The sequence below is a fragment of the Kitasatospora sp. MAP5-34 genome (assembly GCF_029894335.1).
Taxonomy (GTDB): domain Bacteria; phylum Actinomycetota; class Actinomycetes; order Streptomycetales; family Streptomycetaceae; genus Kitasatospora.
Map to the genome: position 1 here is coordinate 1 of NZ_JARXZC010000005.1, position 26,156 is coordinate 26,156.

26 protein-coding genes are annotated in these 26,156 nt (G+C 70.5%); 23 read left to right on the forward strand and 3 right to left on the reverse strand.

All coding sequences use genetic code 11. The features are described 5' to 3' along the window. The first annotated feature begins 253 nt into the window (after nt 1–253). Together P3T29_RS06720 and P3T29_RS06725 are read left to right on the forward strand one after the other, a co-directional pair. Entirely contained in the window at nt 254–958 is a 705-nt protein-coding gene (locus tag P3T29_RS06720) for an HAD family phosphatase (RefSeq protein WP_280715379.1), read from the forward strand. Between the two features lie 369 nt (nt 959–1,327). Next, a complete protein-coding gene (locus P3T29_RS06725) occupies nt 1,328–2,941 on the forward strand; it encodes an ABC transporter substrate-binding protein (RefSeq protein WP_280715380.1) in 1,614 nt (537 codons plus the stop codon). A 91-nt stretch (nt 2,942–3,032) separates the two neighbouring features. Here P3T29_RS06725 and P3T29_RS06730 read toward each other — a convergent pair whose 3' ends face one another. Continuing rightward, on the reverse strand, nt 3,033–3,704 hold the full coding sequence (locus P3T29_RS06730) for a response regulator transcription factor (protein WP_280715381.1): 672 nt from the start codon (nt 3,702–3,704) through the stop codon (nt 3,033–3,035). Then, nucleotides 3,705–4,622: a RecB family exonuclease gene (locus P3T29_RS06735; RefSeq protein WP_280715382.1), complete on the reverse strand. Its 918-nt coding sequence runs from the start codon at nt 4,620–4,622 to the stop codon at nt 3,705–3,707. It abuts the gene before it with no gap. A gap of 226 nt (nt 4,623–4,848) precedes the next feature. Here P3T29_RS06735 and P3T29_RS06740 point away from each other — a divergent pair, with 226 nt between their 5' ends. From P3T29_RS06740 to P3T29_RS06750, 3 genes are all read left to right on the forward strand, one after another. After that, complete coding sequence (locus P3T29_RS06740) at nt 4,849–6,066, forward strand: site-2 protease family protein (RefSeq protein ID WP_280715383.1); 1,218 nt, start codon at nt 4,849–4,851, stop codon at nt 6,064–6,066. Between the two features lie 94 nt (nt 6,067–6,160). Next, complete coding sequence (locus P3T29_RS06745) at nt 6,161–7,108, forward strand: tRNA (adenine-N1)-methyltransferase (RefSeq protein WP_280715384.1); 948 nt, start codon at nt 6,161–6,163, stop codon at nt 7,106–7,108. Nucleotides 7,109–7,269: 161 nt separating this feature from the next. After that, nucleotides 7,270–7,863: a hypothetical protein gene (locus P3T29_RS06750; protein WP_280715385.1), complete on the forward strand. Its 594-nt coding sequence runs from the start codon at nt 7,270–7,272 to the stop codon at nt 7,861–7,863. Between the two features lie 117 nt (nt 7,864–7,980). Here the strand turns inward: P3T29_RS06750 and P3T29_RS06755 are convergent, their stop codons facing one another. After that, the gene (locus P3T29_RS06755) at nt 7,981–8,286 is read right to left on the reverse strand and encodes a ferredoxin (protein ID WP_280715386.1); all 306 of its coding nucleotides are present in this window, start codon (nt 8,284–8,286) and stop codon (nt 7,981–7,983) included. Nucleotides 8,287–8,570: 284 nt separating this feature from the next. Here P3T29_RS06755 and arc point away from each other — a divergent pair, with 284 nt between their 5' ends. The 18 genes from arc to P3T29_RS06845 all read left to right on the forward strand — a co-directional run bounded on the left by arc (nt 8,571) and on the right by P3T29_RS06845 (nt 26,041). Next, nucleotides 8,571–10,337: a proteasome ATPase gene (gene arc / locus P3T29_RS06760; protein ID WP_280715387.1), complete on the forward strand. Its 1,767-nt coding sequence runs from the start codon at nt 8,571–8,573 to the stop codon at nt 10,335–10,337. A gap of 195 nt (nt 10,338–10,532) precedes the next feature. Then, the gene (dop, locus tag P3T29_RS06765; RefSeq protein ID WP_280715388.1) at nt 10,533–12,044 is read left to right on the forward strand and encodes a depupylase/deamidase Dop; all 1,512 of its coding nucleotides are present in this window, start codon (nt 10,533–10,535) and stop codon (nt 12,042–12,044) included. A 184-nt stretch (nt 12,045–12,228) separates the two neighbouring features. Beyond that, complete coding sequence (locus P3T29_RS06770; protein ID WP_280715389.1) at nt 12,229–12,447, forward strand: ubiquitin-like protein Pup; 219 nt, start codon at nt 12,229–12,231, stop codon at nt 12,445–12,447. Nucleotides 12,448–12,716: 269 nt separating this feature from the next. Then, a complete protein-coding gene (gene prcB, locus P3T29_RS06775; RefSeq protein ID WP_280715390.1) occupies nt 12,717–13,559 on the forward strand; it encodes a proteasome subunit beta in 843 nt (280 codons plus the stop codon). A 197-nt stretch (nt 13,560–13,756) separates the two neighbouring features. Then, nucleotides 13,757–14,596 (forward strand): proteasome subunit alpha, encoded by an 840-nt coding sequence (prcA, locus tag P3T29_RS06780; protein ID WP_280715391.1) that lies wholly within the window; start codon nt 13,757–13,759, stop codon nt 14,594–14,596. Between the two features lie 142 nt (nt 14,597–14,738). Beyond that, nucleotides 14,739–16,100 carry a Pup--protein ligase gene (gene pafA, locus P3T29_RS06785; protein ID WP_280715392.1) on the forward strand — a complete coding sequence of 454 codons (1,362 nt, stop codon included), beginning with the start codon at nt 14,739–14,741 and terminating at the stop codon, nt 16,098–16,100. 168 nt (nt 16,101–16,268) lie between these two features. Then, nucleotides 16,269–17,258 (forward strand): FKBP-type peptidyl-prolyl cis-trans isomerase, encoded by a 990-nt coding sequence (locus tag P3T29_RS06790; RefSeq protein WP_280715393.1) that lies wholly within the window; start codon nt 16,269–16,271, stop codon nt 17,256–17,258. A 127-nt stretch (nt 17,259–17,385) separates the two neighbouring features. Then, nucleotides 17,386–18,699 carry an FKBP-type peptidyl-prolyl cis-trans isomerase gene (locus tag P3T29_RS06795; protein ID WP_280715394.1) on the forward strand — a complete coding sequence of 438 codons (1,314 nt, stop codon included), beginning with the start codon at nt 17,386–17,388 and terminating at the stop codon, nt 18,697–18,699. A 108-nt stretch (nt 18,700–18,807) separates the two neighbouring features. Beyond that, nucleotides 18,808–19,179 (forward strand): FKBP-type peptidyl-prolyl cis-trans isomerase, encoded by a 372-nt coding sequence (locus P3T29_RS06800; RefSeq protein WP_280715395.1) that lies wholly within the window; start codon nt 18,808–18,810, stop codon nt 19,177–19,179. A 163-nt stretch (nt 19,180–19,342) separates the two neighbouring features. Further along, on the forward strand, nt 19,343–20,323 hold the full coding sequence (locus tag P3T29_RS06805; protein WP_280715396.1) for a WYL domain-containing protein: 981 nt from the start codon (nt 19,343–19,345) through the stop codon (nt 20,321–20,323). Continuing rightward, nucleotides 20,320–21,291 carry a WYL domain-containing protein gene (locus tag P3T29_RS06810; RefSeq protein ID WP_280715397.1) on the forward strand — a complete coding sequence of 324 codons (972 nt, stop codon included), beginning with the start codon at nt 20,320–20,322 and terminating at the stop codon, nt 21,289–21,291. The genes P3T29_RS06805 and P3T29_RS06810 overlap by 4 nt, the downstream gene beginning before the upstream one ends. Before the next feature lie 2 nt (nt 21,292–21,293). Further along, nucleotides 21,294–21,524 carry a hypothetical protein gene (locus P3T29_RS06815; RefSeq protein WP_280715398.1) on the forward strand — a complete coding sequence of 77 codons (231 nt, stop codon included), beginning with the start codon at nt 21,294–21,296 and terminating at the stop codon, nt 21,522–21,524. A gap of 5 nt (nt 21,525–21,529) precedes the next feature. Further along, nucleotides 21,530–21,691, forward strand: a complete 162-nt coding sequence (locus tag P3T29_RS06820) for a hypothetical protein (RefSeq protein WP_280715399.1) — start codon at nt 21,530–21,532, stop codon at nt 21,689–21,691. Nucleotides 21,692–21,776: 85 nt separating this feature from the next. Continuing rightward, the gene (gene tatA / locus P3T29_RS06825) at nt 21,777–22,010 is read left to right on the forward strand and encodes a Sec-independent protein translocase subunit TatA (RefSeq protein ID WP_280715400.1); all 234 of its coding nucleotides are present in this window, start codon (nt 21,777–21,779) and stop codon (nt 22,008–22,010) included. 92 nt (nt 22,011–22,102) lie between these two features. Next, nucleotides 22,103–23,038, forward strand: coding sequence for a twin-arginine translocase subunit TatC (tatC, locus tag P3T29_RS06830; RefSeq protein ID WP_280715401.1), 936 nt, complete (start codon nt 22,103–22,105; stop codon nt 23,036–23,038). Nucleotides 23,039–23,155: 117 nt separating this feature from the next. Beyond that, nucleotides 23,156–24,310: an FAD-dependent oxidoreductase gene (locus P3T29_RS06835; protein WP_280715402.1), complete on the forward strand. Its 1,155-nt coding sequence runs from the start codon at nt 23,156–23,158 to the stop codon at nt 24,308–24,310. Between the two features lie 32 nt (nt 24,311–24,342). Continuing rightward, entirely contained in the window at nt 24,343–24,657 is a 315-nt protein-coding gene (locus P3T29_RS06840; RefSeq protein WP_280715403.1) for a (2Fe-2S)-binding protein, read from the forward strand. Then, nucleotides 24,638–26,041, forward strand: coding sequence for an FAD-dependent oxidoreductase (locus P3T29_RS06845; RefSeq protein ID WP_280715404.1), 1,404 nt, complete (start codon nt 24,638–24,640; stop codon nt 26,039–26,041). The genes P3T29_RS06840 and P3T29_RS06845 overlap by 20 nt, the downstream gene beginning before the upstream one ends. Nucleotides 26,042–26,156: the final 115 nt, after the last annotated feature.

Genomic DNA, 26,156 nt, shown 5'->3' on the forward strand with positions numbered 1-26,156 from the left:
CTGCGGCCGGAGCGGATCGGCGTGGTGCTGTCCGAGGAGTTCCAGCTGCACCCCGAGCAGTCCACCGACGCCATCGTCATCCACCACCCCGAAGCGAAGTACTTCAACGCCAGGTAACCGGAGCGCCGCGCCGCGTTCGTCTCATTCGGACGGACTGGGCGTATTCTGGATGATCCCTAACGGGCCGGTCCGCTGACCAGCGGGTCGGCCCGTGCCATCCCGGGGTGCGCTCGAACGGGAAGGACCCACCAGTATGACCACCATCTCGACTCCCTCCGGCAGCCTCGACCGTTCCGGGGGCGACGGCCTGCAGGCGGTGCTGCTCGACATGGACGGCACGCTGGTCGACACCGAGAACTTCTGGTGGCAGGCGGAGGTGACGCTCTTCGCCGAACTGGGCCACCAACTCACCGAGGCCGACCGCACCCATGTGGTCGGCGGCCCGATGAGCCGGGTCCTGGACTACCTGATCGCCACCACCGGGGTCACCCTCAGCCCGGCCGAGCTGACCGTCCTGATCAACCAGCGCTTCGTCGACCTACTGGCGGGCGGCGTGCCGCTGATGCCCGGTGCCGAGCGGCTGCTCAACACCCTCAACGCGCACGGCATCCCGGCGGCCCTGGTCTCGGCCTCGCACCGGCACATCATCGAGATCGTGCTGCAGAGCCTCGGCGCCCACCACTTCGCCTTCACGGTGGCCGGCGACGAGGTGCCCCGGACCAAGCCGCACCCGGACCCGTACCTGTACGCCGCCGCCCGGCTGGGCGCCGAGCCGGGCCGCTGCGTGGTGGTCGAGGACGCCCCGACCGGGGTGCTCGCCGCCGAGGCGGCCGGCTGCCCGGTCATCGTGGTGCCCTCCGTCGCCGCGATCGAGCCGGGCCCGGGACGCACCGTGCTGGCCTCGCTGGAGCAACTGGATCTCGACCTGCTGCACGCGGTGGTCGCCGCCCACGTGTGAGATTGGTCTCCTTCTCCCGGGTCGCCGAATCCGTACTGCGGCCTGACGACCACGGGTTGTGCATGGCATAGGGGAGAAATAGGGCATCGGCTGACAAGTCGTCGACCAGGTCGGCCCGACGGCTCGTCAGGCTCTCCCGACGGGTACGAATGGATGATTTTCGTCCGTGTCCGATGTGGCACGCTACATCCGATCAGTCCCCCACGGCTGCATTCGGCCCCTCGCACCGCCGCTCACCGCAGGGTGATTCCTCCGGTGCGCCCCGGCGATGCGGTCGTACGGACCCCGCAGGCGCCCGCCGTACCCCGGCGGCGTCTCGGCAGCCACCGGCCCCACCGCCGGCCCGCATGGAGAAGGAACGTATTCCGCATGACTTCAGCCAAGAGACTGGCCGTCCTCGGATGTGCCGCCATGGTCGCCAGCACGGCAGCGGGCTGCGCCTCCGCCACCAAGGCCGTCACCGGCGGTGGCTCCAGCAGCGCGATCACCATGGGAACGGTCAACGTGACCAGCGTGCTGGATCCGGCGGGCGCGTACGACGCGGGCTCCTGGCTGATCCTCAACAACACGTTCCAGTCGCTGCTGCAGATCCCCTCGGGGGCGACCGTGCCGCAGCCGGACGCCGCGCAGTCCTGCAGCTTCACCGGCGCCGACACGACCACGTACGACTGCACGCTGCGCAGCGGGCTGAAGTTCTCCAACGGGCACCCGCTCACCGCCGCCGACGTGGTGTTCTCGGTGCAGCGGATGCAGAAGATCAACGACCCCAGCGGCCCCGCCGCGCTGCTGTCGACCATCAAGTCGGTCGAGGCCAAGAGCGACCTCGAGGTGGTCTTCCACCTCAACACCCCGGACGCGGTGCTCCCGGCGAAGCTGGCCTCCGCCGCCGGCTCGATCGTGGACCACCAGGTCTTCCCGGCGGACAAGCTGCTCGCCAACGACAAGCTGGTCGGCTCGGGTCCGTACAAGATCGACTCGATCGACTACATGGCGGGCGGCGGCACGGCCCGCGTCCCCGGCAAGATCTCGCTCTCCGCCAACAGCCACTACCAGGGCGACGACAAGCTGCAGAACAGCAAGTACGTCGTGCGGTACTACAACACTCCCGCAGACGTGAAGGCCGCTCTGGACAAGGGCGACATCGACCTCGCGGACAACAACAGCCTGGATCCCGCCGTCACCACCCAGCTCAAGGACGACCAGATCGCGGGCAAGACCGACCTCAAGGTCTCCGAGGGTGAGAGCGCCGAGGTCAGCTTCGTCGTCTTCAACACCAACGACCCCGTCACCGGCAACCCGGCCGTCCGCAAGGCGGCGGCCGAGGTGGTGGACCGTCAGGTGCTCATCCGGAACGCGTTCGACCGCACCGTCCAGCCGCTCTACTCGGTCGTCCCGGCCGGGATCGCCGGTCACAACACCGCCTTCTTCGACAAGTACGGCGAGCCGGACGTCGCAAAGGCGAAGAAGACGCTGACCGACGCCAAGGTCTCCCTGCCGGTCAAGATGACGCTGACCTGGTCCCACGCGCGCGCCGGCGCGGCCGAGACGGCCGAGCTGAAGAAGCAGCTGGAGGCCAGCGGCCTGTTCCAGGTGACGGTCCAGGAGCAGACGGACAAGCAGGCCTTCCAGAAGGGCTGGGCGGACGGCATCTACCAGGCGTACGTGGCCCGCTGGATCCCGGACTACGTCGACGCCGACGACTACATCACCCCGCTGGTGGCCGGCGGCGGCGTCTACCACAACGGCTGGGACGACCCCCGGATCAGCCAGCAGCTGGTGCCTCAGAGCATCAAGGAGACCGACCGCACGGCCGGCGGCGCCTACGGGCAGATGCAGGACATAGTCGCGGACCAGGTGCCGCTGCTGCCGATCTACCAGAGCAAGGCGTTCTACGCCTCGCGCAGCAACATCACCGGCGTGGACTCCACCGTGGACAACTCCGGCGTCTTCCGCTTCTGGGAGATCGGCCGCCTCCAGAAGTGACCCGACGACGGACGGCCCGCGCTCTCCCCTCGCCGGGGAGGACGCGGGCCGTCCGTCGTTCGGTCATCCGTCGGGTTCTTGCCGGTCGGTCTTAGAGCGCCCCGGGGCGGACCAGGCCGCTCTCGTAGGCGTACACCGCGGCCTGGACGCGGTCGCGCAGCTGAAGTTTGGTCAGCACATGGCCGACGTGGGTCTTCACCGTCGTCTCGCTGACGAACAGTTCGCCGGCGATCTCCGCGTTGGAGAGGCCGCGGGCGACCAGCTTCAGCACCTCCAGCTCGCGTTCGGTCAGCGAGGCCAGCGCCGCCGGCGGTGTCTCGTCGCCCGAGGGGAGCTTGGTGGCGTACATGTCCAGCAGGCGGCGGGTGATGCTCGGGGCCAGCATCGCGGCGCCGTCCGCGACCACCCGGATCGCCTGCACCAGCTCCTCGGCCGGGACGTCCTTGAGCAGGAAGCCACTGGCCCCGGCCCGCAGCGCCTCGACCACGTACTCGTCCAGGTCGAAGGTGGTGAGCACCAGCACCTTGGCCGGGCCGTCCCGCCCGGGGCCGGCGATCCGGCGGGTGGCCTCGACGCCGTCCATCCGGGGCATCCGGATGTCCATCAGGACCACGTCCGGCTGCAGCGCCCGGACCTGCTCCAGCGCCTGTTGCCCGTCCCCGGCCTCGCCGACCACCACCAGGTCGTGCTCGGCCTCCAGGATCATCCGGAAACCGGTGCGCAGCAGTGGCTGGTCATCGACCAGCAGCACTCGGATCGTCACCTACGACTCCTCGTTCGTCAGCGTCAGCACGTTGTTCGTCAGCATCTCGACGTCTACCGGGCCGGACTGGACCGGCAACGGGTACGGCGGGGGAGTGCCGCCGAACTCCGGGCAGCTCGCCTGATGGTCGCACCAGTCGCAGAGCCGGTTCCGGGTGGCGGGGAAGTCCCCGGTGGCGACGGCCTCGGAGATCGTCTCCCAGAGGGCCCGAAGCTTACGCTCGGTGGCGAGCAGGTCGGCCTCGTCGGGGTCGTAGGCGACCACGTCGCCGCCCCCGCCGAGGTAGACCAGCTGGAGCCGCTTGGGGATCACGCCCTTCCAGCGCCACACCACCAGGGCGTAGAACTTCATCTGGAACATGGCCTTGCCCTCGAAGTCCCGCCTGGGCGCCCGGCCGGTCTTGTAGTCGACCAGCCGGACGTCGCCCGTCGGCGCGACGTCGACCCGGTCGATGTACCCGCGCAGCAGCAGGCCGGGTTCCACCACCGTCTCCACGTAGAGCTCGCGCTCCACGGGGTGCAGCCGGGTCGGGTCCTCCAGCCTGAACCACTGGTCGAGCAGCTTCTCCGCGTCCGCCAGCCAGCCGGCCAGCGCGCTGCCGTCGTCGTCGGCCGGGAAGAGCCCGCCGAGCTCGGGGCGCTCGCCGAGCAGCCGCTCCCACTGCGGGCGGAGCAGGCTCAGCGCGCGCTCGGGGGTGCGCTCGGCGGCCGGGCTGTCGAAGAGCCGCTCCAGCACGGCGTGGACCACCGTGCCGCGGGTCGCCGCCGCGCTGGGCGGCTCGGGCAGCCGGTCGATCACCCGCAGGCGGTAGAGCAACGGGCACGTCATGAAATCCCCCGCCCGCGAGGGGGACAGCCCCGTCGGCGCCGAGGCCGGCCGGGGCACGGCGATGGTCGGGCCGTTGTCGGTCTGGTGCATAGCCTGACCCTACTGGGTCAGGCTCGCTGTCCAGGGGCGTTGCGGGGGTGCGCGAGGTGGTACGGCGTAGGTGGGTGCCTGCCGGTTTTCGCGCAGTTCCCCGCGCCCCTTCAGAGCTGGTGCGGGCGTTGAGCGGGTATGAGACCAGGAGGGCCGCACGCGGATTTCAGCTGGAGATCACGTAGCGTGGGCGGCTCACGGGGACGGAACGAGCGAAGGGGCCACGGTGAGTGACACCAGGGGGCAGCAGACCTCCGAGCAACCACCTGCGGGCGGTGCGGCGACGCCCGGTGGTCCCGAGCGCCCGGAGCGGCCCGGCGGGATCCTGATGGGCCGCCCGTTCGGCGTGCCGATCTACGTCACCCCGTCCTGGTTCGTCATCGCGGCCTTGATCACCTGGATCTTCGGCGGCCAGCTCGCCGACGTCCTGCCCGAGCTGGGCGGCACCCGCTACCTGGTCTCGCTCTCGTTCGCGATCGCCTTCTACGGCTCCGTACTGGTCCACGAGCTCGCCCACACCCTGGTCGCGCTCCGCTACAAGCTCGGGGTGCGCCGGATCCAGCTGCAGTTCTTCGGCGGGGTCTCGGAGATCGACAAGGAGGCCGAGACCCCCGGCCGCGAGTTCTGGCTGGCCTTCGTCGGCCCGCTGCTCTCGCTGGTGCTCGGCGGGGTGTTCTACCTCGCCCTGCTCGCGGTCCGGCCCGACACCGTCCCGGGCGTGCTGCTGGCCGGGCTGATGATCTCCAACCTGGTGGTCGCCGCGTTCAACCTGCTGCCGGGCCTGCCGCTGGACGGCGGACGGATGCTGCGCGCCGTCGTCTGGGGCGTCACCGGCCGCCCGATGTCCGGCACCGTCGCCGCCGCCTGGGCGGGCAAGGCGCTGGCCATCGTGGTGCTCTTCGGCCTGCCGATGCTCTCGGCGGCCCGGGGCGGTGCGAGCCGCAGCAGCACCGACAGCCTGATCGACGGAGTGCTCTCGGCCGTCCTCGCGGTGATCATCTGGAACGGCGCGACCGGCAGCGTCCGCAACGCCCGGATGCGCGAGGCGCTGCCCATGCTGAACATCCGTGAGCTGTGCCGCCGCGCGGTGCAGGTCACCGCCGACACGCCCCTCGGCGAGGCGCTGCGGCGGGCCCGGGAGGCCGAGGCGGGGGCCATGGTGGTCGTCGACGGCCGGGGCGATCCCACCGGGCTGGTCAAGGAGGCGGCGGTCACCGCCGTGCCCGAGCACCGCCGCCCGTGGGTCGCGGTCGGCGCGCTCGCCCGCGATCTCGAACCGGGCCTGCGGCTGAGCCTCGACCTGACCGGCGAGGAGCTGCTCACCGCCCTGCGCCGCGCCCCCGCGACCGAGTACCTGGTGCAGCGGCCGGACGGGTCGGTGTACGGGGTGCTGGCCCTGATGGACATCGAGCGGCGACTCAGCACGGCCGTCAACGGGCGCTGACCACGGCCGGCAGAGCGGCGGAACGACCGGCAGCACGACCGGCGGAACGATCAACTGGTCGGCGGGACGTTCCGGTTCCCTTAGGATTGATCGCATGTCCGAACCGACCGGTGCCACCCGCCGACGCGGGCCCTTCCAGGTCGGGGACCAGGTCCAGCTGACCGACCCCAAGGGCCGCCACTACACGTTCACTCTCGAGGCCGGGAAGGCCTTTCACACCCACAAGGGTGCCTTCCCCCACGACGAGCTGATCGGCGCTCCTGAGGGCACTGTCGTGCGCACCACGGGTAACGTCCCGTATCTCGCGCTGCGCCCCCTGCTCCCCGACTACGTCCTGTCCATGCCGCGCGGTGCTGCCGTCATCTACCCCAAGGACGCGGGGCAGATCCTGGCGATGGCCGACATCTTCGCCGGCGCCCGCGTGGTCGAGGCCGGAGTCGGCTCCGGCGCCCTGAGCACGTACCTGCTGCGCGCTGTCGGTGACACCGGCATGCTCGCCTCGTACGAGCGCCGCCAGGACTTCGCCGATATCGCCCAGGGCAATGTCGAGCGCTACTTCGGCGGCCCGCACCCGGCCTGGAAGCTCACCGTCGGTGACCTCCAGGACAACCTGGTGGAGACCGACGTCGACCGCGTCATCCTCGACATGCTCGCCCCCTGGGAGTGCCTGGACATCGCCTCCAAGGCGCTCGTCCCCGGCGGCCTGATCTGCTGCTACGTGGCGACCACCACGCAGCTGTCGCGCACCGTGGAGGCCCTGCGCGAGCACGGCACCTTCACCGAGCCGCAGTCCTGGGAGACCATGGTCCGCACCTGGCACGTCGAGGGCCTCGCCGTCCGCCCGGACCACCGCATGATCGGCCACACCGGCTTCCTGCTCACCTCCCGCCGGCTCGCGGACGGCGTCGAGCCGCCGCTGCGGCGTCGCCGCCCGGCGAAGGGCTCGTACGGCGAGGACTACGAGAACTCGCCCGAGCGCAGCCTGGCGGAGCGTGCGGCGGCTCGCGCATCGGCGCGTGAGGACGCGCCGGAGCTCGACTAGGCACTCGGTCAGCCACCGAACAGGGGCGCGGGGGAGTGCGCGAAGCGGTAAGGCTTCGCGCAGTTCCCCGCGCCCCTCTCAGTGCTACCCCCGTGCTTCAGCACCCGTCGTGATGTGGGAAGATGCTGCCTCACACCACCCACCGTGGAGGGGACTGCCTGGTGGAAGCAGCGGTTGAGACGCCCGAGGGCGCGCGGCCTCCCGCACACGCCCGTCCCGCGCTCCGGCACTGGGCCCTGGTGGCCGCCGGATGTGGCACGGTGATCGCCGGCGCACTGGCCGCGAGCCCGGCAGCGGGCAGCACCGGCCCCGCCGGGCCGTCAGGGCCGGTCGTACGGGCCGTCGGTGACACCGATGCACCCGATCCGGCCAAGATCCGACTTCCGCTCGACTGCGGACCGTTCCCGGTCAAGCTCGCACTGCGCGTCAGCGCGAGCTTCGACGGCCGCCCGTTCACCGTGGCCGCCGCCCACTGCGCCGCCGACAACGGCACCCCGCCCGACGGCGCGTACCTGCTGGGCGCGGGCCCCGACGGCAGGCCGGTGATCCAGGGGGTGCTGGTCCGCCCCGAGGAGGGCCTCACCGTCACCGAGATACGGCTGCGCAGCGACGGCACGATAACCGGCCGCGCCAAGGGTTACTCCACCCCCGACATCCCGCACTGCTGCCCCGACCTGACGGTCACCCTGACCTGGACCCGACACGCCGGCCAGTGGACCCGCACCGAAACCAAAACCCCCACCGCCACCACCTGACGGGCAGCAACTCCCCAAGGTGACGGGGTTACCCCAGGGGCGCGAGGAACTGCGCGAAACCGGAAGGTACGGCGCCGCACCCTCGCACCCCGCGGAACACAAGAAGCCGACCGCAGGTCAGTCCGCGTCGGGCCCGAACACCTCGACCTGGTCGCGAACCCGCCGGACGTGGATGCAGTCGCCGGGGCACTCCTTCGCGGAGTCCACCACGTCCTGAAGCAGCGTCAGCGGTACCGGCGCGGTCTCGCCCGGCTGCTGGCGCAGCTCGTCCGAGCCGGACTCCTTCACGTACGCCAGCCCGTCGATGTCCAGCTCGAAGACCTCCGGCGCGTACTGCACACAGATGCCGTCGCCCGTGCAGAGGTCCTGGTCGATCCAGACTTCGAGCTCTTCGCCCGTCACGGTCTCGCCGGTTACCGACATGTCCCCTGCCGTTTCTGTCCCAGGATGCCCCGGATTGGGGGTATTCCTGCCATTCGTACAACGATCCGACCGGTATCCACGGTCACGATCAGGTATTTACCCGACCGACAATACAGCTGGTCCGCTTTGGGCGTTGTCCGGTGGGTATCTCCTTGGCAGAGGGGAAGCATGCGAGGGCGAAGATCGGACACGCCCGTTCCATCTTTCTGATCTAGGGGTTTACAGACCCCTGGGTCCAGGTAGGGTCTGGAAGCGTCCAGCTCCCCCCGGAGGAGGTGAGGACCGTGGCAGCCCACGATGACGACTACACCCGCAGCACCGGTAAGCCCGCTCGTGGTTCCGACGAGGCAGCACAGCTCTCGTACCTCGAGCAGGAGATCGCCGTCCTGCGCCGCAAGCTCGCCGACTCACCGCGCTCCTCGAGGGTTCTCGAGGAGCGAGTAGTCGAGCTCCAGACCAGTCTGGCCGGCGTGACGGCACAGAACGAACGGCTCGTCTCCACTCTTCGAGAGGCCCGCGACCAGATCGTGGCCCTCAAGGAGGAAGTGGACCGGCTCGCCCAGCCGCCGGCCGGATTCGGTACCTTCCTCAGCCAGAACGAGGACGGTACCGCCGACATCTTCACCGGTGGCCGCAAGCTCCGCGTCAACGTCAGCCCCGCCGTCGAACTCGACGAGCTGCGCCGCGGCCAGGAAGTGATGCTCAACGAGGCCCTCAACATCGTGGACGCGATGGCCTTCGAGAGCATCGGCGACATCGTCACCCTCAAGGAAGTCCTCGAGGACGGCGAACGCGCCCTGGTCACCGGGCACACCGACGAGGAGCGGGTGGTCCGGCTCGCCGAGCCTCTCCGCGACATCGCCCTTCGGGTCGGCGACGCGCTCCTGCTGGAGCCGCGTTCAGGCTACGTGTACGAGGTGGTGCCCAAGTCGGAGGTCGAGGACCTGGTCCTCGAGGAGGTACCGGACATCGACTACCGGCAGATCGGCGGTCTGGCGAACCAGATCGAGCAGATCCGCGACGCCGTCGAGCTCCCGTACCTGCACGCCGACCTGTTCAAGGAGTACGAGCTGCGCCCGCCCAAGGGCGTCCTGCTCTACGGCCCTCCCGGCTGCGGCAAGACGCTGATCGCCAAGGCGGTCGCCAACTCCCTGGCGAAGAAGGTGGCCGAGGTCACCGGGCGTCCGCAGGGGAAGAGCTACTTCCTGAACATCAAGGGCCCCGAGCTGCTCAACAAGTACGTCGGCGAGACCGAGCGGCAGATCCGCCTGGTCTTCCAGCGTGCGCGTGAGAAGGCCAGCGAGGGCACCCCCGTCATCGTCTTCTTCGACGAGATGGAGTCGCTCTTCCGCACCCGTGGTTCCGGTGTCAGCTCGGACGTGGAGAACACCATCGTCCCGCAGCTGCTCGCCGAGATCGACGGCGTGGAGGGGCTGGAGAACGTCATCGTCATCGGTGCCTCGAACCGTGAGGACATGATCGACCCGGCGATCCTGCGGCCCGGCCGCCTCGACGTGAAGATCAAGATCGAGCGCCCGGACGCCGAGGCGGCCAAGGACATCTTCTCCAAGTACCTGAAGAACTCGCTGCCCTTCCACCCGGACGACCTCAAGGAGCACGACGGCTCGGTGGACACCACCGTGGACGCCATGATCCAGGCGGTCGTCGAGCGGATGTACACCGAGACCGAGGAGAACCGCTTCCTGGAGGTCACCTACGCCAACGGTGACAAGGAGGTCCTGTACTTCAAGGACTTCAACTCCGGCGCGATGATCCAGAACATCGTCGACCGCGCGAAGAAGATGGCCATCAAGGACTTCCTCGACCACGGTCAGCGCGGTCTGCGCGTCTCCCACCTGCTCGCCGCCTGTGTGGACGAGTTCAAGGAGAACGAGGACCTGCCCAACACCACCAACCCGGACGACTGGGCCCGCATCTCCGGCAAGAAGGGCGAGCGGATCGTCTTCATCCGCACGCTCGTCACCGGCAAGCAGGGCGCCGAGTCCGGCCGCTCCATCGACACCGTCGCCAACACGGGGCAGTACCTGTAACCCAGTCCGTACGTAACCGTCCGGCTGCGGCGCCCACGGGCCCCGCAGCCGGACGGTGCGTCTCGGCTCCGGGGCGGCGCCCGGAGATCTAGGCTCGACCCGACGTCCGGCGGTACCGCCGCCCGGCGGCGGAGCTGTGAGCGGTACGTCAGTGCTCGGCCCGGTGGGGGCGGAGCGCAGGGCAAGGAGGGCCGCATGACCGTACGGCGCGTGATGGGGATCGAGACCGAGTACGGGATCTCCGTGCCAGGGCACCCGAACGCCAACGCCATGCTCACCTCGTCCCAGATCGTCAACGCCTACGCGGCGGCGATGCACCGGGCGCGGCGGGCTCGTTGGGACTTCGAGGAGGAGAACCCGCTGCGCGACGCCCGGGGCTTCGACCTCGCGCGGGACGTGGCGGACGCCAGCCAGCTCACCGACGAGGACATCGGCCTGGCCAACATCATCCTCACCAACGGCGCCCGCTTCTACGTGGACCACGCGCACCCCGAGTACAGCTCGCCCGAGGTCACCAACCCGCGCGACGCCGTGCTCTGGGACAAGGCCGGCGAGCGCGTCATGGCGGAGGCCGCCGCCCGCGCGTTCGAGCTGCCGAACGGGCAGAAGATCAACCTGTACAAGAACAACACGGACAACAAGGGCGCCTCCTACGGCACCCACGAGAACTACCTGATGAAGCGGGCGACACCGTTCGCCGACATCGTCCGCCACCTCACCCCGTTCTTCGTCTCCCGGCAGGTCGTCACCGGCGCGGGCCGGGTCGGGCTCGGCCAGGACGGTTCCGCCGACGGCTTCCAACTGAGCCAGCGCGCCGACTACTTCGAGGTCGAGGTCGGGCTCGAAACCACCCTCAAACGCCCGATCATCAACACCCGCGACGAACCGCACGCCGACGCCGAGAAGTACCGCCGGCTGCACGTGATCATCGGTGACGCCAACCTCTCCGAGATCTCCACCTACCTCAAGCTGGGCACCACCTCGCTGGTGCTGGCGATGATCGAGGAGTCCTTCATCGCGGTCGACCTGGCCGTCGACCAGCCCGTCCGCACCCTGCACCGGGTCTCCCACGACCCGTCGCTGCAACACCTGATCACGCTGCGCAGCGGCCGTAAACTCACCGCCGTCCAGTTGCAGATGGAGTACTGCGAGCTGGCCCGCAAGTACGTCGAGGACCGCTACGGGCAGGACGCCGACGAGCAGACGGTGGACATCCTGACCCGCTGGGAGGACGTCCTGGGCCGCCTGGAACGGGACCCGATGAGCCTGTCCAAGCAGCTCGACTGGGTCGCCAAGAAGGAGCTGCTGGAGGGCTACCGCCAGCGCGACGGCCTGGACTGGGACAACCCCCGGCTGCACCTGGTCGACCTCCAGTACAGCGACGTACGGCCCGACAAGGGGCTCTACAACCGGCTGGTGGCCCGTGGGCGCTTCGAGCGGCTGCTGACCGAGGACGAGGTCACCAGGGCCGTCCGCAAGCCCCCGGAGGACACCCGGGCGTACTTCCGGGGCCGCTGCCTGGAGCAGTACGCCGAGCATGTCGCGGCGGCCTCCTGGGACTCGGTGATCTTCGACCTCCCCGGCCGGGACTCGCTGCAGCGCGTCCCCACCCTGGAGCCGCTGCGGGGCACCCGGAAGCACGTCAAGGAGCTGCTGGACAGGTGTCGCACGGCAGAGGACCTCGTCCGGGTGCTGTCCGGACAGTGAGACCTCCGGTAACTTTTCGATCACTATGGGTGAACGCTCCCCGGATGGGAATCATTCGGGGGAGCGCGGAGCGTTGAAGTATCAGCGCCCGTACGAACCGGCGGCGAATTCCGCCTCCGGTGTATAGGGTCTGAGGAGCAGCGCAGACCGTACCGTGCCAGACGAGTCGAGCGGGGTGAGGAAAATGGCGAGCAAGGACACCGACGGCGGCCAGCAGCGGGCGAACCGCTCCTCCGAGAAGGCCGAGGAGGAGACTGCGGAAGCGCAGAACTCCGACGACCTCAAGGAGCGCCAGGAAAAGCTGAGCGATGACGTCGACGCGGTACTGGACGAAATCGACGACGTGCTGGAGTCGAATGCCGAGGACTTCGTGCGGCAGTTTGTCCAGAAGGGTGGACAGTAGCCTGAATGCCCGATAGGAAAATATATCGGGCAGCCAGCAGGTTTCGTTCGCGCGCAATGGGTCCTGGGGACTTGTTGCGCGCGAACGCGCAGTGATACGAACGCGCAGCGGTACGAACGTGCAGAGTACGAACGCGCAGAGTACGAACGCGCAGTGTTCGGGTCGCGGGTGAGCGGCTCGCGCGGAATCGGACGGGCCCGGCAGGTGGATCACGCCCTGGAACCGGGTAGGGTCCGGGCATCCTTGATGATCTACCTGGAAGGAATCGAGTGGAAGCCAACACTGGTGGCACCGGGCGTCTACCGGCCGCCTTCCTGACCCCCGGGTCCTCGTCGTTCATCGACTTCCTGGCCCAGCACTCGCCACAGCTGATCCCCGGCGGCCGAGCCCTCCCCGAGGGCCTGACGATCGAGGCGCCGCACGGCACCACCATCGTCTCGGCGGTCTTCGACGGCGGCGTGGTGATCGCCGGTGACCGCCGGGCGACCATGGGGAACGTGATCGCCCAGCGCGACATCGAGAAGGTCTTCCCGGCCGACGAGTACAGCGCGGTCGGCATCGCCGGCACGGCGGGCCTGGCGGTCGAGATGGTGCGCCTGTTCCAGCTGGAGCTGGAGCACTACGAGAAGATCGAGGGCACGGTGCTCTCCCTGGAGGGCAAGGCCAACCGCCTCACCACCATGATCCGGAACAACCTCGGCATGGCGATGCAGGGGCTGGCCGTGGTCCCGATGTTCGCCGGGTACGACCTGGACCTGAGCCGGGGCCGGATCTTCACCTACGACGTGACGGGCGGGCGCTCCGAGGAGCGCGGCTTCGCCGCCACCGGCTCGGGCTCGGTCTTCGCCCGGGGTTCGATGAAGAAGCTCTTCCGCGAGGGCCTGACGCCGGAGCAGGCCGCGATGCTGGTCGTCCAGGCGCTGTACGACGCCGCCGACGACGACTCGGCGACCGGTGGCCCGGACCTCGCCCGCAAGATCTTCCCGATCGTTTCGGTGATCACCGAGGACGGCTTCCGCAGGCTCACCGACGACGAGGTCTCCGAGATCGCCGTCTCCGTCACCGAAGCCCGCCGAGGCCACCCCAACGGTCCGCAGGCCCCGCTCATCTAATGGAGGGTCCGGCAGATGGTGGACGGCGTCGCGACGCCGGGGCACGCACCTCGCTATGTTGTCGTCAGTCACCGCAGCTCCGCTGCTGCTCCTTCCTCCGCCTGGCGATGCACGCACCCCAACGCCGCTCCTTCACCCGCCCACCATCTACCGGACCCTCCGTCCGCCGATACCTTCAGAAAAGGGGATGACCGCCGGTGTCCACACCCTTCTACGTCTCGCCTCAGCAGGCCATGGCGGACCGCGCGGAGTACGCCCGCAAGGGCATCGCGCGCGGCCGAAGCGTGGTCGTACTCACCTACGCCGACGGCATCGTCTTCGTCGCGGAGAACACCTCCCGCGCGCTGCACAAGGTCTCCGAGATCTACGACAAGATCGCCTTCGCGGCGGTCGGCCGCTACAACGAGTTCGAGAACCTGCGGATCGGCGGCGTGCGCTACGCCGACCTGCGCGGGTACTCCTACGACCGGGCCGACGTGACGGCCCGTGGCCTCGCCAACGTCTACGCCCAGACGCTCGGCACGATCTTCTCCTCGGTCGGCGAGAAGCCGTACGAGGTCGAGCTCGTGGTGGCCGAGGTCGGCAAGGCGCCCGAGGACGACCAGATCTACCGGCTGACGCCGGACGGTTCCGTGGTCGACGAGAAGAACTCCGTCGTGGTCGGCGGCAACGCCGACTCCATCGGCAACCACGTGGGCGAGCGCCACCGCGTGGGCCAGTCCCTCGCCGAGGCCCTCAAGGTCGCCGTGGACGCCCTCGCCAGGGACCCCAACGGCGGCACCCCGCGCACCCTCACCACCGAGCAGCTGGAAGTCGCCGTCCTGGACCGCAGGCGCCCGCAGAAGCGCAAGTTCAAGCGCATCCTGGGCACCGAGCTCGCCCGCCTGCTGGCGGGCGACGAGACGGCCGCCGACGAGCCTGCGGCCGTGGAGACGGCGGCTGCGGCTCCCGGCGACGCGAACGGCGCGACCGATGCGAACGGCGCGACCGACGACACCGACCCGGACGTCGGCGAGCTGCCCCCGCCCGCGGAGTAGCCCGCGCGCGTGAATCCCGTACGACGGCCACCGGCCGCCGTACGGGATTTCCGTGCGTCTGCGGGAGTTGGCGGCATAACGTGATGGGATCGGCATCTCGCAAAGGGGTTTCATCCGTCCCCGAAAAGAGAAAAGATGCCTCATGGACCGCCGAATTTTCGGGCTGGAGAACGAGTACGGTGTCACGTGTACGTTTCGGGGACAACGACGTCTGTCTCCTGACGAGGTGGCCAGGTACCTCTTCCGCCGCGTAGTTTCCTGGGGCCGGAGCAGCAACGTCTTCCTGAAGAACGGTGCCCGGCTGTACCTCGACGTCGGATCGCACCCCGAGTACGCCACGCCCGAGTGCGATGACGTCACGGAACTCGTGACGCACGACAAGGCGGGCGAACGCATCCTCGAGGGCCTCCTGGTGGACGCCGAACGGCGCCTGCACGAGGAGGGCATCGCCGGGGACGTCTACCTGTTCAAGAACAACACCGACTCGGCCGGCAACTCCTACGGCTGCCACGAGAACTATCTGGTGGCCCGGCACGGGGAGTTCTCCCGGCTCGCCGACGTGCTGATCCCCTTCCTGGTGACGCGTCAGCTGATCTGCGGCGCGGGCAAGGTGCTGCAGACCCCGCGCGGTGCGGTCTTCTGCGTCAGCCAGCGGGCCGAGCACATCTGGGAGGGCGTCAGCTCCGCGACCACCCGCTCCCGTCCGATCATCAACACCCGCGACGAGCCGCACGCCGACGCCGAGCGCTACCGCAGGCTGCACGTCATCGTCGGCGACTCCAACATGTCGGAGACCACCACCCTGCTCAAGGTCGGCGCCACCGACCTGGTGCTGCGCCTGATCGAGGCCGGCGTGGTGATGCGTGACCTCACCCTGGAGAACCCGATCCGGGCGATCCGCGAGGTCAGCCACGACCTGACCGGCACCCACCAGGTCCGCCTGGCCAACGGCCGGGAGGCCAGCGCGCTGGACATCCAGGAGGAGTACTACTCCAAGGCCCTGGAGTTCGCGGACCGCAAGGGCATCAATGAGGGCACCATCGGCCAGGTGCTCGACCTCTGGGGGCGCACCCTGGAGGCGGTCCGTACGGAGGACCTGGCCAAGGTCGACACCGAGATCGACTGGATCATGAAGTACCGGTTGATCGAGCGGTACCGCGCCAAGCACGAGATGAGCATGTCCAACCCCCGGGTGGCGCAGATCGACCTCGCGTACCACGACATCCACCGTCGGCGCGGGTTGTTCTACCTGCTGCAGAACAAGGGGCAGGCCAAGCGGGTCACCACCGACCTGAAGACCTTCGAGGCCAAGTCGGTGCCCCCGCAGACCACCCGGGCCCGGCTGCGCGGCGACTTCATCCGCCGGGCCCAGGAGCAGCGCCGGGACTTCACGGTCGACTGGGTGCACCTGAAGCTGAACGACCAGGCACAGCGGACGGTGCTCTGCAAGGACCCGTTCCGGTCGGTGGACGAGCGGGTGGAGAAGCTCATCGCAGGGATGTGACGCAGCTGGGTGTGACACCGCCGGGCAGGGAGGTGATCCTGCCGGACAGGGGTGGTGATCGGATGAATTGTCCGGTCACCACCCCTTTGCGTGTGGTTGTGCCTACCCGGCGGGGGACGAATCGGGTCATACGCTGACGGTCAAGACCGACCGACAGTTAGGAACGCCGTGCGTCGTCTCGCCGGGCTGCTCGTAGCGCTGCCTGTTGCCCTGCTCGCCGCGTGCAGCAGCGGGTCGCCCTCCTCGGCCGGGCCCTCGGCGTCCGCGCTGGCCTCGGCACCCGCCGTGCCGACGCCGGTCGCCTCGGCCTCGCCGATGCCGACGGTGGCGGGGGACTTCGGCACCAAGGCCACCATCACCATCCCCGCCGGGCAGAAGCCGGGCGGGCAGTTCGTGGTGCACACGGTGAGCGAGGGCGACGGCGCGACGGTCGCCAAGAACGACTGGGTGACGGTCAACTTCACCGCGAAGGACTGGACGAGCGGCAAGGATCTCTCCAGCTCGTACGACTCCGGGCAGAAGCCGCAGCTCTACCAGGCGGGCAGCGGCCAGCTGGTGCCCGCCTTCGACCAGGGTGTGGTGGGCAAGAAGGTCGGCAGCCGGCAGCTGGTGGTGGCGCCCCCGGCGGCGGCCTTCGGCAGCCAGGGCAACACCGCGCTGGGGGTCGGCGCGGCGGACACCGTGGTCTTCGTGCTGGACATCATGGAGGCCGTGCCGCAGGACTCCACCATCGCGGGCACGCTCACCCAGCCGCCGGCCGGTTCGCCGCAGGTCAAGGACAACGGCAAGGCCGCGCCGACGATCACCGTCCCGCCGGGTCCGCCCGCGCCGCCCACCGACCTGCAGAAGTTCGTGCTGGTCAAGGGGGACGGCAAGCAGGTCCAGTCGGGCCAGACCCTGGTGGTCCAGTACACCGGCGTGCTGTGGAGCAACGGTCAGCAGTTCGACTCCTCCTGGAGCCACGGCGGCGCGCAGGCGCTGCAGGTGGGGACGGGTTCGCTGATCAAGGGCTGGGACCAGGGGCTGGTCGGTCAGACCGTCGGCAGCCGGGTCGAGCTGGTGGTGCCGCCCGCGCTCGGGTACGGCGGTCAGGCGCAGGCCTCGGTGCCCGCGAACTCCACTCTGGTCTTTGTCATCGACATCCTGGAGGCTGTGTAGCCGCGTGCCGTGGCGCACCGGAAGCGTCCACCCTCATCATCACCTGACATACTGCTGCCCGTCCGCACTGTGGTATGCGTCGTCAGGCCCCCGGTGAGGGCCCGCACGGCTGGATGGATGGGGAGTCATGTCTGAGAAAGCGTCGAGCCCGGGCGAGGCCGGCACCGCGAACGGCGCCGCTGCCGGTGACCCGGCCGCCTCGCGGCCCGGCGGTCCGCTGCCGGGCGAGGGTGAGTCGATCGTCGTACCGCCGTCGATCCTGAAGCAGCAGGCGGGCTGGGGCCAGACCCCGGCGCAGCCGCGTACGGACACCGCGAAGGACGCCGAACCGCAGGTGTTCGCGTCCACCGTGCGCCGGAAGGACCTGTCCGAGGCGGGTTACAACGAGAACCCGCCCGGAGCGGGCAAGCTCGGCGTGATCCTCGGTACCGTGCTCGCCCTGCTGCTGGTCGGCAGTGGCATCACGCTGTACATGGTGAACCGGCCGGACTCCTCGAAGTCCAAGGCGGCGGACGCGGCGCCGACCACCGCCCCGCCCACGCCGACCGCCGACCCGGTGCCGCCGATCAAGGACAGCGCCAAGGTGCTGCCGACGGTGACCGGCGACTTCGGCAAGAAGCCGGTCATCGCGCTGCCCACGGAGAAGCCGGACGGCTCCTTCGTGGTCAAGCAGATCAGTGAGGGCGACGGCCCGAAGGTCGACAAGGGCAACTGGGTCACGGTCGACTTCGCGGCCAAGGACTGGGCGACCGGCAAGGACATCGCCGGTTCGTACGACAGCGGCAAGCCGCAGCTCTACCAGGCCGGTGCGGGCAAGCTCATCCCGGCCCTGGACGCGGCCGTGGCCGGGCACAAGGCGGGCAGCCGCCTCCTGGTGGTGGCTCCGCCGGCCGCCGGGTTCGGTGCGCAGGGCAACCCGCAGATGAGCGTCGGGGCGACCGACAACCTGGTCTTCGTGGTCGACATCAAGCAGGCCACCGCGCCGGACGCCACGCTCAGCGGCGACATGACCGCCCCGCCGGCCGGCATGCCGACGGTGAAGGACAACGGCAAGAAGGCCGCCGACATCACCCCCGTACCGGGCGTCGCGGACCCGACCGACCTGAAGTCGGCCGTGCTGATCCAGGGCAAGGGGCCCAAGGTCGAGTCGGGCGAGAAGGTCGTCGTCCAGTACACCGGCGTGCTGTACAAGGACGGCAAGAAGTTCGACTCCTCGCTGGACCACGGGCAGGCGTTCAGCTTCGTCACCGGTGGCGGCACCGTCATCCCGGGCTGGGACAAGGGCGTCGTCGGCCAGAACGTCGGCAGCCGGGTCGAACTGGTGATCCCGGCCTCGCTGGCCTACAAGGACCAGCCACCGTCCGCCGCGATCCCGCCGAATGCGACACTTGTGTTCGTGATCGACATTCTTGACGCGGGTGTCGGCGCACCGGACCAGTAGCCTTACCCAGACGTGCGGCGGACGCCCGTACCGTAGTGCTCGGACAGGCTGCGGGACGGGTGTCCGCCGCTCCGTCATGTACGTACCACCGAACGAGAAGAGTCTGTTGTGAGCATCGAGAAGCCTGAGATCGACTTCCCGGGCGGCGAGGCGCCGACCGAGCTCCAGATCCGTGACATCACCGTCGGCGACGGCGCCGAGGCCAAGTCCGGCGCGGTCGTCGAGGTCCACTACGTGGGCGTCGCGTTCAGCACCGGCGAGGAGTTCGACGCCTCCTGGAACCGTGGCCAGACCTTCCGCTTCCCGCTGGGCGGCGGCCGGGTCATCAAGGGCTGGGACCAGGGCGTCCAGGGCATGAAGGTCGGCGGCCGTCGTGAGCTGATCATCCCCGCGCGCCTCGCGTACGGGAACCAGTCGCCGACCCCGCTCATCAAGGCCGGCGAGACCCTGATCTTCGTCGTGGACCTGGTCAGCGTCTGACGACCGGTCGGTCGTTCCAAGTTCGGAGGGCCGTGCCCCGCTCAGGCGGGGTGCGGCCCTCGGCTTTCCCCCATGTGGCCCGTACCGGTACGGTCGGGTCGCCGGGTCCAGGATGCCCGGCGACGTACCTCGCGCGCGGCGCACCGTACCAGAAGGGTCAGCGATGGCGATCGCCAAGGCAGAGCGGCTGATGAACCTCGCCCTGTGCCTGATGAACACCAGACGTCCGCTCTCCAAGAAGGAGCTGCGGGAGTCCGTCGAGGCCTACCGGGAAGCCTGGCAGCAGGGCAGCGAGGACGCCTTCAACCGGATGTTCGAACGGGACAAGGACGACCTGCGCGAACTCGGCCTGGTCATCGACGTCGACGAGAACGCCCTGGACGGTGAGATCGGCTACCTCGCCCGCCGCGACCGCAACCGGCTGCCCGAGATCGCGCTCGACGCCGAGGAGGCGGCCGCGCTCACGCTGGCCGCCCGGGTCTGGCAGCAGGCGAAGATGTCCGGCGCGGCCAGCGGTGCGCTGCAGAAGCTCCGCGCGGCCGGTGTCCCGTTCAGCGAGGACGCCGAGCACAGCGCGCTGCAGCCCCGGATCCCGGCCCGCGAGGTCGCCTTCGAACCGCTGCTGGTCGCCGCCCGCGACCGACGGCCCGTCAGCTTCGAGTACCGCAAGGCCGGCGCCGCCGTCCCCGAGCAGCGCTCGGTCGAGCCCTGGGCGCTGGAGTGCTGGCGCGGCCACTGGTACCTGGCCGGCTGGGACCGCGACCGCGAGGCCGCCCGGGTCTTCCGGCTCGGCCGGATCACCGGCAAGGTCCGCTCCCGGGCCGGCCGGTTCACCGGCACGGTGCCCGAGCACGTCGACGTCCGCGCCGTGGTCGCCGCCTTCGCGGGCGAGGGAGCGACGGCGGTGGCGACCGTACGGGTCCGCCGGGACGCCGGATTCCCGCTGCGCACCAAGGCACTGAACACGCGTCGGGTGGACGAGGCCTGGGACGAGCTGGAGATCCCGTACGGCCACGGCCTCGGCGCCCAGCTCGCCGAGTTCGGGCCCGACCTGGTCGTCCTGGGACCGGACGACCTGCGGGCGGACGTCATCGACCGGCTGCGCGCGGTGGCCGGTCTCGCACCTGAGGGGCAGCCGGCATGAGCAACGCCATCGACCAGACCCGCCGGATGCTCTCCCTGGTCACGTACCTGAGGGAGCGCCCCGGGGCCGAGGTCGCCGAGGTGGCCCGCGCCTTCGGGATCACCGAGCGCGAGCTGATCAACGACCTGAACGTGCTGCCGATGTGCGGCACCAGCTTCCGTGGCGGCGACCTGCTGGACATCGACACCGACGGCGACCGGATCTGGTGGCACAACGTCGACGACGTCGCCGAGCCGCTGCGGCTGGCCGCCGACGAGGCGACGGCGCTGCTGGTCGCGGCCCGCGCGGTGGCCGGGCTGCCCGGCCTGCGCGAGCGGGACCGGCAGGCGCTCACCCGGGCCGTCACCAAGATCGAGGACGCGGCGGGCGAGAACGCCGAGGGCAGTGCCCGGGTCGGCGTCACCTTCGAGGCCGAGGGCCAGGTCTTCGCCGACATAGACCGCGCGCTCAGCGAGGGCCGGCTGATCTGGCTGCGCTACTACTCGCACGGGCGCGGCGGCATGACCGAGCGCGAGGTCGACCCGATCCGCCTGGTCACCGAGGGTCACACCTACCTGGAGGGGTGGTGCCGGGTCTCCGAGGACCGCCGGCTCTTCCGCCTCGACCGGGTTGCCGAGATCAAGGTGCTGGACGAGCCCGCCGACCCGCCCCGGCTGGAGCCGCGCGACCTCTCCGCCGGGCTGGTCAGCCCGGCCGCCGACGACCCCGAGGTGGTCGTCGAGGTCGGCCCCGGCGGGCGCTGGGTCGCCGAGTACTACACCCACGACTCGGCCGAGGAGCTGCCCGACGGGGGTCTGCGGATCACCCTGCGCAGCGCCGACCCGGCGGGTCTGCGCCCGCTGGCACTCCGGCTGGGCCGGGACGGGCGGATCGTCGCGCCCGCCGAGCTGGCCGACCAGGCCAGGGCGGCGGCGGTGGCCGCGCTCCAGGGCTACCAGCTCCAGGGTTACCAGGACGGGCGGGCCTGACGGTGGGGGACAGCACCAGATTCAAGGTCTACTGCTCCCAGTGCCGGGAGAAGGTCGAGCTGGCGGCGGCGGCGTTCCGGCTGGCGCTCGGCGCCACCCAGGAGCGCACCTTCTACAGCTTCACCTGCCCGTCGTGCGGTGCGGCGGTCCGCAAGCCGGCCGGTGAGAAGATCGTGGCGGCGCTGACCGGGGCCGGGGTCAGCACCATGCGCCTGCTGCCGGTCGAGGGGTGAGCGTCATGTCCTGGACCGTCATCGCCGCCGTACTGCTCTCCACCGCCGGGCTGCTGGTGCTCGGAGTACTGGCGAGCCGGCTGTGGCTGGACGTGCACCGGCTCGCCCGTGAGGTCGACTCGGCGTCCCGGGCGCTGGCCGAGGCGGCCGGCCAGCTCTACAAGTAGCCGGGGGTTTGTCCCGGCGACACCCCCACGGGCTACCATCGCGGGAGGTGGGGGAGCGCGTCCCCTGCGAGGAAGGACGTCGCACATGAGGTCTCCCACCGCGATCCTGGTGCTCGTGGTCTTCGCCATCGTGCTCTTCGGTGCCAAGAAGCTGCCCGAGCTGGCTCGCTCGCTGGGCAAGTCGGCGCGGATCCTCAGGAGTGAGGCCAAGGCGCTCCGTGAGGACGGCCAGGAGAGCGCCGGGCCGGTGGCCGAGGCGCCGAAGGCGGTCAAGGCCGCGCCCGGCGACCCCGCAGCGGCCGCCCGGCCGGTCCAGTAGCCCGAGAGCGGCCGGCGCGACCGAGCGCTCCGAACCGCAAGTAGCGGAGCCCGCCGCCCGGCGGGTTCCATCGCACGAGTTGAGGACCGGGGTTGAGCAAGTCTTCGAAACCGCCCAAGGACCCCGAGGGCCGGATGGCCCTCACCGAGCATCTCCGTGAGCTGCGGAGCCGCTTGGTCAAGTCGGTCCTGGCCATCGTGCTGATGATGATCGTGGCGGTGTTCTACCACCGGCAGATCGAGACGTTCCTGATGCAGCCGCTGCCGAAGTGCAACACCCCGGCCGAGATCGCCTCGTTCAAGGGCAAGTGCGCGCAGGTCTCGACGATCGGTCTGACCACCCCCTTCACCCTGACCCTGAAGGTCGCGCTCACGGCCGCCCTGGTCGCGACCGTGCCGGTCTGGCTGTACCAGCTGTGGGCGTTCATCACCCCCGGGCTGCACAAGCACGAGCGCCGGTACGCGCTCGGCTTCCTGACCGCCGGTGTGCCGCTCTTCCTCGCCGGTGTCGCCTGCGCCTACCTGCTGCTGCCGACGACCGTGCAGGTGCTGATCTCCTTCGCGCCGGACAACACGACCCCGATCCTGCCGCCGGAGAACTACATCAGCATCGCCACCCGGCTGGTGCTGCTCTTCGGCGCGGCCTTCGAGTTCCCGCTGCTGCTGGTGATGCTGAACTTCGGCGGGGTGCTCAGCGGCAAGCGGCTGCTCGGCTGGTGGCGCGGCATGATCATGGGGATCACCGTCTTCGCGGCGTTCGCCAGCCCGAGCGCCGACCCGGTCAGCATGCTCGCGCTCGCGGCGCCGATCTGGGTGCTGTACTTCGTCGCGGTCGGCATCTCGCTGCTGAACGACCGCCGCAGGGCGCGCCGCAACCCCGACGCCGGTCTCGACGACGAGGAGGCCTCGCACCTGGACCTCTCGGTCGAGCAGGTCGCCTCCGCCGAGCCGGTCGGTGCCTCGACGGCCCCCGCCGCTCCCGCTCCCGTACCGGCCGCCCGGCACGAGCAGATGGACGACATCACCTGAGCCGCCGCGCCTGCGCAGAGGCCCCGATCCGCCGTTCCCCGGCGGGTCGGGGCCTTTTCGCTGCTCGGCTCTTTGCATGCCCTTGGCAAGCTGACTGCAGTGTGACATATTACTGCCGTGTCCCAGAGATCTCCCCACGATGTCGTGGTGATCGGCGCCGGAGTCGTCGGCGCCGCCTGCGCCTACTACGCGAGCCTGGCCGGCCTCTCGGTCGCCGTCGTCGACCGAGGACCGGTCGCGGGCGGCACCACCGGCGCCGGTGAGGGCAACCTGCTGGTCTCCGACAAGGAGCCGGGCCCCGAGCTGGACCTCGCACTGCTCTCGGCCGGCCTCTGGCGCGAGCTGGCCGGGGAACTGGGCGAGCAGACGGAGTACGAACCCAAGGGCGGCCTGGTGGTCGCCTCCGACGAGGCCGGGCTGGACGCCCTGCGGGCCTTCGCCGCCCACCAGGGCACGGCGGGGGTGGAGTCGGTCGAGATCCCCGGCGCGCGGCTGCACGAGCTGGAGCCCCACCTCGCCCCCGGCCTGGCCGGCGGGTTCCACTACCCGCAGGACGCCCAGGTCCAACCCGCACTGGCCGCCGCCCACCTGCTGCGCGCGGCCCGCGTGGCCGGAGCCGAGGTGTACCTCGGTGAGGCCGTCACCGCCGTACGGACCGGGCCGGACGGCGCGATCCTCGGTGTCACCACCGACCGGCGCCGGATCGACACCCCGGCGGTGGTCAACGCCGCCGGTACCTGGGGCGGCGAGGTCGCCGGGCTGGCGGGCGTCCCGCTGCCGGTGCTGCCCAGGCGCGGCTTCGTGCTGGTCACCGAGCCGCTGCCGCGTATCGTCCGGCACAAGGTCTACGCCGCCGACTACGTCGCCGACGTGGCCAGCGGCTCGGCCGCCCTGCAGACCTCCGCTGTGGTCGAGGGCACGCCCGCCGGGCCGGTGCTGATCGGCGCCAGCCGGGAGCGGGTCGGCTTCGACCGCACCCTCTCGGTCGAAGTGCTGCGCCGCCTCGCCGCCCAGGCGGCCCAGCTCTTCCCGGTGCTTGCCGACGTCTCCGTCCAGCGCGCCTACCGGGGTTTCCGCCCGTACCTGCCGGACCACCTGCCCGCCATCGGCGCCGACCCCCGGGTGCCCGGGCTCTACCACGCCTGCGGCCACGAGGGGGCGGGCATCGGCCTGGCCCCGGCCACCGGGTTGCTGATCAGCCGACAGCTCACCGGCAAGCAGCCCGAGCTGGACCTGACCCCCTTCCGCGCCGACCGCTTCGCGGCGTCATGAGCAGCGACATCATGAACACGAGGAGGACCTCCGTGCGCCGCACTCCCGCGAGTCTGGTCGATGCGCAGCCCGGCCCCGCGCACACCATCGAGTTCGACGGCCGTGAGATCCCGGCCCTGTCCGGCCAGAGCATCGCCGCAGCCCTCTGGGCCGAAGGCGTCCTGGCCTGGCGCACCACCCGGGTCGAGGGCCGTCCGCGCGGCGCGTTCTGCGGGATCGGCGTCTGCTTCGACTGCCTCGCCACCGTCAACGGGCGGCCCAACCAGCGGACCTGTCTGCTGCCCGCCCGGCCCGGCGACACCGTCAGCACCCAGGAGGGACACGGCCGTGCCGACCTCGCCGTCTGAACCGTCCGATCCGTACGACCTCGCGGTCATCGGCGCCGGCCCCGCCGGGCTCGCTGCCGCCGTCACCGCCGCCGACCTCGGGCTGAGCTGCGCCCTGCTGGACGCCGGCCCCCGGCCGGGCGGCCAGTACTACCGCCACCCCGCTCCCGGCCTCGGCGCCGCCCACCCCGAGCGGCTGCATCACGGCTGGTCCGCGTTCGCCGCGCTCTCCCGCCGCCTCGATGCGCACACCCGCGCGGGCCGGATCCGCTATCTGACGGATCATCAGGTCTGGACGGCGGAGCGCGGCGAGGTCTGGACCCTGCACGCCACCCTCGGCCCGGCGGCGGACGACCGCGCGGTGGTCCGGGCGCGCGCCGTCCTGCTCGCCACCGGCGCGTACGAGCGGCAGCTGCCCTTCCCGGGGTGGACGCTGCCGGGGGTGGTCACGGCGGGTGGTGCGCAGGCGATGCTCAAGGCGGGCCTGGTGCTGCCGGGTCGCCGGATCGTGGTCGCGGGCAGTGGTCCGTTGCTGCTCGCCGCCGCGTCCTCGCTGGTCAGTGCCGGTGCCGAGGTCCCGGTGGTGGTCGAGGCGACCAGCTACCTCGGGTACGCCAAGGGCCTGGGCACGCTGGCCGCCAACCCGGCGAAGCTGGTCGAGGGCGCGCAGCACGGCGCGAAGCTGCTGCGGTACGGCGTGCGGCTGCGGCGCGGCAGCGCGGTCGTGGAGGCGCACGGCACCGACCGGGTTACCGGTGTGACGGTCGCCCGGCTGGACCGCGACTGGCGTCCCGTCCCGGGCACCGAGCGCCGGATCGCCTGCGATGCCGTCGCGATCGGCCACGGGCTGCTGCCGCAGATCGAGTTGGCCACCGAACTCGGCGCCGAGACCAGGGAGACCCCGGACGGCACGGTCGCGCTGCGGGTGGACGGCGGGCTGCGGACCAGCCTGCCCGGTCTCTGGGCGGCCGGCGAGACCTGTGGGGTCGGCGGCGCCGACCTGGCGATCGCGGAGGGCGAGCTGGCGGCCCGGACGATCGCCGGGAAGCCCGTGCCGGCCGCCCTGCGGGCTCGGCGCGACCGGCGCCGGGCCTTCGCCGAGCTGATGGCGGCGGCGCACCGGCCCGGCCCCGGCTGGACGGACTGGCTGCGGGCGGACACCGACGTGTGCCGCTGCGAGGAGGTCCCCGCCGGGCGGATCCGGGAGGCGGTGGAGGTTCTCGGCGCGGGTGACGCCCGTACCGTCAAGTTGCTCACCCGGGCCGGGATGGGGTGGTGCCAGGGCCGGATGTGCGGTCCGGCGGTGGCCTGTCTGGCCAAGGACGCCGTCCCCCGCGCCGACAGCCGGCCGCTGGCCTGTCCGGTCCCGCTCTCGCAGCTGGCGCGGGCGGACCTGACCGACTGACCGTCCCGTTCCGTTACTTGCGGGGTAGCCCTTGTGACTACCCTTTCCGTCTAATAAAATGTCACACCTCACAACTAGGGAGTTGTCCCCGTGTCTCTCGCTTCGCACGAGCCCA